Annotated in this window: 5 protein-coding genes and 1 pseudogene; 3 read left to right on the forward strand and 3 right to left on the reverse strand. The window is 61.0% G+C overall.

What is annotated here, in order from left to right; genetic code table 11:
- Window positions 1–66: 66 nt before the first annotated feature.
- Genes lptB through lptC form a run of 3 tightly spaced genes read right to left on the reverse strand, consistent with a single transcriptional unit; the run spans window position 67 to window position 2,166 of the window.
- A complete protein-coding gene (lptB, locus tag EN939_RS23315; protein ID WP_013529586.1) occupies window positions 67–885 on the reverse strand; it encodes an LPS export ABC transporter ATP-binding protein in 819 nt (272 codons plus the stop codon).
- Window positions 885–1,466, reverse strand: coding sequence for an LptA/OstA family protein (locus tag EN939_RS23320; protein ID WP_127269994.1), 582 nt, complete (start codon window positions 1,464–1,466; stop codon window positions 885–887). The genes lptB and EN939_RS23320 overlap by 1 nt, the downstream gene beginning before the upstream one ends.
- The gene (lptC, locus tag EN939_RS23325) at window positions 1,453–2,166 is read right to left on the reverse strand and encodes an LPS export ABC transporter periplasmic protein LptC (protein WP_127269996.1); all 714 of its coding nucleotides are present in this window, start codon (window positions 2,164–2,166) and stop codon (window positions 1,453–1,455) included. Before lptC ends, EN939_RS23320 begins: the two co-directional genes overlap by 14 nt.
- A 401-nt stretch (window positions 2,167–2,567) precedes the next feature.
- On the opposite strand from lptC, the gene sppA reads away from it, so the two are divergent.
- From sppA to EN939_RS23340, 3 genes and pseudogenes are all read left to right on the forward strand, one after another.
- Window positions 2,568–3,524 (forward strand): signal peptide peptidase SppA, encoded by a 957-nt coding sequence (gene sppA / locus EN939_RS23330; protein ID WP_127269998.1) that lies wholly within the window; start codon window positions 2,568–2,570, stop codon window positions 3,522–3,524.
- Window positions 3,525–3,606: 82 nt separating this feature from the next.
- Complete coding sequence (locus tag EN939_RS23335) at window positions 3,607–3,891, forward strand: integration host factor subunit beta (protein ID WP_006200394.1); 285 nt, start codon at window positions 3,607–3,609, stop codon at window positions 3,889–3,891.
- A 57-nt stretch (window positions 3,892–3,948) separates the two neighbouring features.
- Window positions 3,949–4,177, forward strand: a pseudogene (locus EN939_RS23340) (DUF1049 domain-containing protein); the annotation flags it as partial.

Genomic DNA, 4,177 nt, shown 5'->3' on the forward strand with positions numbered 1-4,177 from the left:
CCCTTGGGATTGCGTCAAGACGAAAAGACGGAGCGGATTGGCGTTTTCCGTGAAACGACGAACCGTTCAGAGCGTAAAACCCTCGCCGAGGTAAAGTCGCCGCACATCGGGGTTTGCCACCACCTCGTCGGCCCTTCCATGGGTCAGCACCTGGCCGGCATGGATGATGTAGGCGCGGTCGATGAGGCCGAGCGTTTCGCGCACATTGTGATCGGTGATGAGGACGCCGATGCCGCGCGCCGTCAGGTGGCGCACCAGTTGCTGGATATCGGCGACGGCGATCGGATCGATGCCTGCGAAAGGCTCGTCGAGCAGCATGTAAGCCGGACGCGTCGCCAGCGCTCGCGCGATTTCCAGGCGTCGCCGCTCGCCGCCCGAAAGCGACATGGATGGCGCCTTGCGCAGATGGCTGATGTGGAATTCCTCGAGCAGTTCGTCGAGATTGCGCTCGCGCACCTTGCGGTCCTTTTCGACCACTTCCAGCACCGCGCGGATATTCTGCTCGACATTGAGACCGCGGAAGATCGACGCTTCCTGCGGCAGATAGCCGATGCCGAGGCGTGCGCGACGGTACATCGGCATCGACGTGACGTCGAAGCCGTCGATCTCGATCGTGCCTTCATCCACCGGCACGAGGCCGGTAACCATGTAAAAACAGGTCGTCTTGCCGGCGCCGTTGGGGCCGAGCAGCCCAACGGCCTCGCCGGCGCGCACGCCGATGGTGACGCCGCTGACGACCTTGCGGCCCTTGTAGCTCTTGGTCAGCCCCTTGGCGATCAGGGTTCCCTTGAACTTTCCCGCATCGACGGTCACCGTGGCCGGCGCCGAAAGCTTGCCGGCGGCCCGTCCCGGAAGACGCGCCGTCAGCGACGACAGGCTGGCCATCAGGGGTTCGTCGCTCCCGATTTCGGCGGCGGCGTGATCGACATCTGGACGCGTTGCCCAGCGCATGGATCCACCTGAGCCAGCCCGCTTTTCATCTGCACGGTAAGCTTGCAGCCCACCAGAATGTTGTCGTTTTGCGACAGAACGACCTTTTTGCCCGAAAGCACCAGCACCTGGCTCTTCATATCGAAGCTGCCTTGATCGCCTGTCGCGACCTGCGCATCCGACTTGATGTAAACCTTGTCGGAGATCTCCAGGTGATCGATGTTGGCCGAGCCCGTCATCGCCGCACCCGCGGCCTCGGTGCCCTTGGCAGCGGCGTTGGGGTCCTTGACGTAGTAGACCGTCATCTTGCCGGCCTTCATCAATGTCGGCCCCTGGACGACACTGACATTGCCCGTGAAGATGGCGACACTGTCGGCCTGGCGGACTTCCAGCTTGTCGCTCTCGATCTGGATCGGCTTGTCGCCGGACAGTTTGAGGCCTGATTGACTGGTCGTCTGCGCCGATGACGGCCCGAGTCCGAGCAGCAGCAACGCTGAAGTTGCAGCCGCGAGCCGCGTCGAACTACTGAGCCGCATTGGTTTCTCCGCTGTTTCCCTGTGCCGCCTTCAAGGCGGTGGAATCGATGTTGACGCGCACCTTGTTCTCGAAAACCAGAACCTTGCCATTGTCCTGGACCGACATCGTATCCGCCGTGATCCGCGACCCGCCACGGCTGACATCGACGGGATCTCCCGTCTTCATAGTGCCTTTGCCCATGTCGAGGAAGACCGATTTGAACTTGGCCTGCATGCCGTCGGTCGTGGTGATCGTCACGTCGCTGGTCAAATTCATCGTATTGCCGTCGCGATCGTAGGTGCCGTGCGAGGCCTTGACCGCCGCCACATTGTCGGGCGCGATCGGCACCTTGGCGTCGATGCCTTCCAGCTCGATGATACCTTGCGTGCTGACATCCTGAATGGCACGCAGCGCCGTCATCGAATAAGGCTGCTTCTGCTTGGTGAAACCGTTGAGCTTGGGATTGGCCATCACCAGCTTGCCGTTGGAAAAGGCAGTGCCTTCCGCCTGAACCTTCACGGCGACGGGTGCGGCGAGATAGGAATAGACCGGGAAAGCGACCGCTATCAGTGCCGCGGCCACCGGCACGGCAAATTTGAGAACGCGCACGCGGCGCGAATGACGCTGTGCACGGTCGAAAGCGTCGCCGCGCGTCCGGCCGTCCGCCGGGGGAGCCAACACCGCCTCGGCGTTGGTCGGTTCAATCGGTCGCGCTAACATTCACTGCTTTCTTTAACCCTGCCCACCCTTGAGCACCGCCTATAGGTGGGACGCCGGCGCTTTCAAGCAAGCACAAGCCCACGAAAACTGCAAAAATGTGACAGCCGCCTTTGTACAGACGAAAACGAGGTCCGCACAACTGCGTGTTCTCCATAGCAGAAACAGACACGCGGCGTAAAATTTATCCGTCGTCGGTCTCGTCGCCGACCTGGGGCGATTGCACAAACATGTGAGCAGGCCAATACTTGTAGAGCGCCTAGCCGAGGCCGGCCGACTGTCGACGGGGATGGCTACCTCACGTCCAGGTGCTGACTTGTCTCGCCATACGCAAAAGAGAACTGCTTCCAGATGGGCGGATCATGGTCTAAAAGCGTCTCCTCCCGCCGACTGAAAGGCTGACCATGGCACTGAGAGCCGACGACCTGATCGACCGCCGCCGTTTGCGGCGCAAGCTGACATTCTGGCGCGTCGTCGCCATAGGCATCGTAGCCCTTGGGGTGATTGCGCTTTCAACCTGGTTCTATGGCGACGATTTCGGCGGCTCGACGGTCGACCATATTGCCAAGGTCAAGATCGAAGGCACGATCACCGAGGACGAGGAACTGATCAAGCGGCTGGAAACCATCCGTCTTTCATCGAAGGTGAAGGGCGTGATCCTGTCGATCGATTCGCCTGGCGGCACCACCGTCGGTGGTGAGTCGATCTATGAAGAAGTGCGCAAGCTGGCCGCCGACAAGCCGGTGGTGGCGGAAGTCGGCACGCTCGCCGCATCGGCGGGCTATATGATCGCCAGTGCCGCCGATCACATCGTTGCCCGCAAGACCTCGATCGTCGGCTCGATCGGCGTGCTGATCCAGTATCCCGACGTCAGCGGCCTGATGGACAAACTCGGCGTCAAGCTGGAGGAGGTGAAATCCTCGCCGCTGAAAGCCGCACCCTCTCCCTTCAAGCCGACCAATGACGACGAGCGTGCCATGGTTCGCAAACTCATCCTCGACAGTTATAACTGGTTCGTCGACATCGTCGCCGAACGCCGCAAGATGACCCGCGAACAAGCGCTGGCGCTTGCCGACGGCTCGATATTCACCGGGCGTCAGGGCGTAGCCAACGGGCTGATCGACGCCGTCGGCGGCGAGGCGGTAGCGGTCGACTGGCTGGCGACCAAGGGCGTCGATGCCAAGCTCAAGGTCGTCGAGTGGAAGGATACCGAACAGCGCGGCGGCTTCCTGTTCTCGAAAGCGATGGCGCAAACCATCGGCAGTGCGCTCGGCCTGCCCGCCTACAGTGGCGACGTCATCCATGAACTCGGAGCCGACCGCTTGTTTCTTGACGGTCTCGTTTCCGTCTGGCACCCTTGAGACGCCGTTTGGGGCAAGTGAAAAAAGCAAATAAAATCATCCTCATAATTTTGACCGCACTGCTTTCACGGGGACCCGTCTCATGATCAAGTCCGAACTTGTGCAGATTATTGCCACGCGCAATCCGCATCTTTTCCTGCGCGACGTCGAAAACATCGTCGGCGCCATCTTCGATGAAATCACCGACGCCCTTGCCGAAGGCAACCGGGTCGAGTTGCGAGGCTTCGGCGCTTTTTCGGTGAAGAACCGTCCCGCCCGCACCGGCCGCAATCCGCGCACCGGCGAATCCGTCGAGGTCGAGGAGAAGTGGGTGCCGTTCTTCAAGACCGGCAAGGAACTGCGTGAAAGGCTGAACGGCGGCAAGTAGGCGCGACGTCAGCGCCTGACGGCCTTTCGGACAGGCCAGCTTCCGACGGAAAACATCATGTTCAATCGCTTCATCCTCATCGCGATCTTCGTGCCCCTGGCGATCATCCTGATCGCACTCGCCGTTGCCAACCGCGAACTGGTCGCCTTCACGCTCGATCCGTTCAACCCCGGCAATCCGAAGCTGACCCTGACTTTGCCGCTGTTCATTTTCCTGTTCCTGGCACTCGCCATCGGCATGATCGTCGGCAGCCTGGCAACCTGGGTCAAGCAGGGCCGCTATCGCA

It is taken from the genome of Mesorhizobium sp. M7A.F.Ca.CA.002.05.1.1, from assembly GCF_003998335.1.
GTDB lineage: Bacteria > Pseudomonadota > Alphaproteobacteria > Rhizobiales > Rhizobiaceae > Mesorhizobium.

What these genes read in the sequence shown, in the direction of transcription:
- sppA (WP_127269998.1), top strand. Translation starts at nt 2,568, where the DNA reads ATGGCACTGAGAGCCGACGACCTGATCGACCGCCGCCGTTTGCGGCGC.
- lptC (WP_127269996.1), bottom strand. Translation starts at nt 2,166, where the DNA reads ATGTTAGCGCGACCGATTGAACCGACCAACGCCGAGGCGGTGTTGGCT.
- lptB (WP_013529586.1), bottom strand. Translation starts at nt 885, where the DNA reads ATGGCCAGCCTGTCGTCGCTGACGGCGCGTCTTCCGGGACGGGCCGCC.
- EN939_RS23335 (WP_006200394.1), top strand. Translation starts at nt 3,607, where the DNA reads ATGATCAAGTCCGAACTTGTGCAGATTATTGCCACGCGCAATCCGCAT.
- EN939_RS23320 (WP_127269994.1), bottom strand. Translation starts at nt 1,466, where the DNA reads ATGCGGCTCAGTAGTTCGACGCGGCTCGCGGCTGCAACTTCAGCGTTG.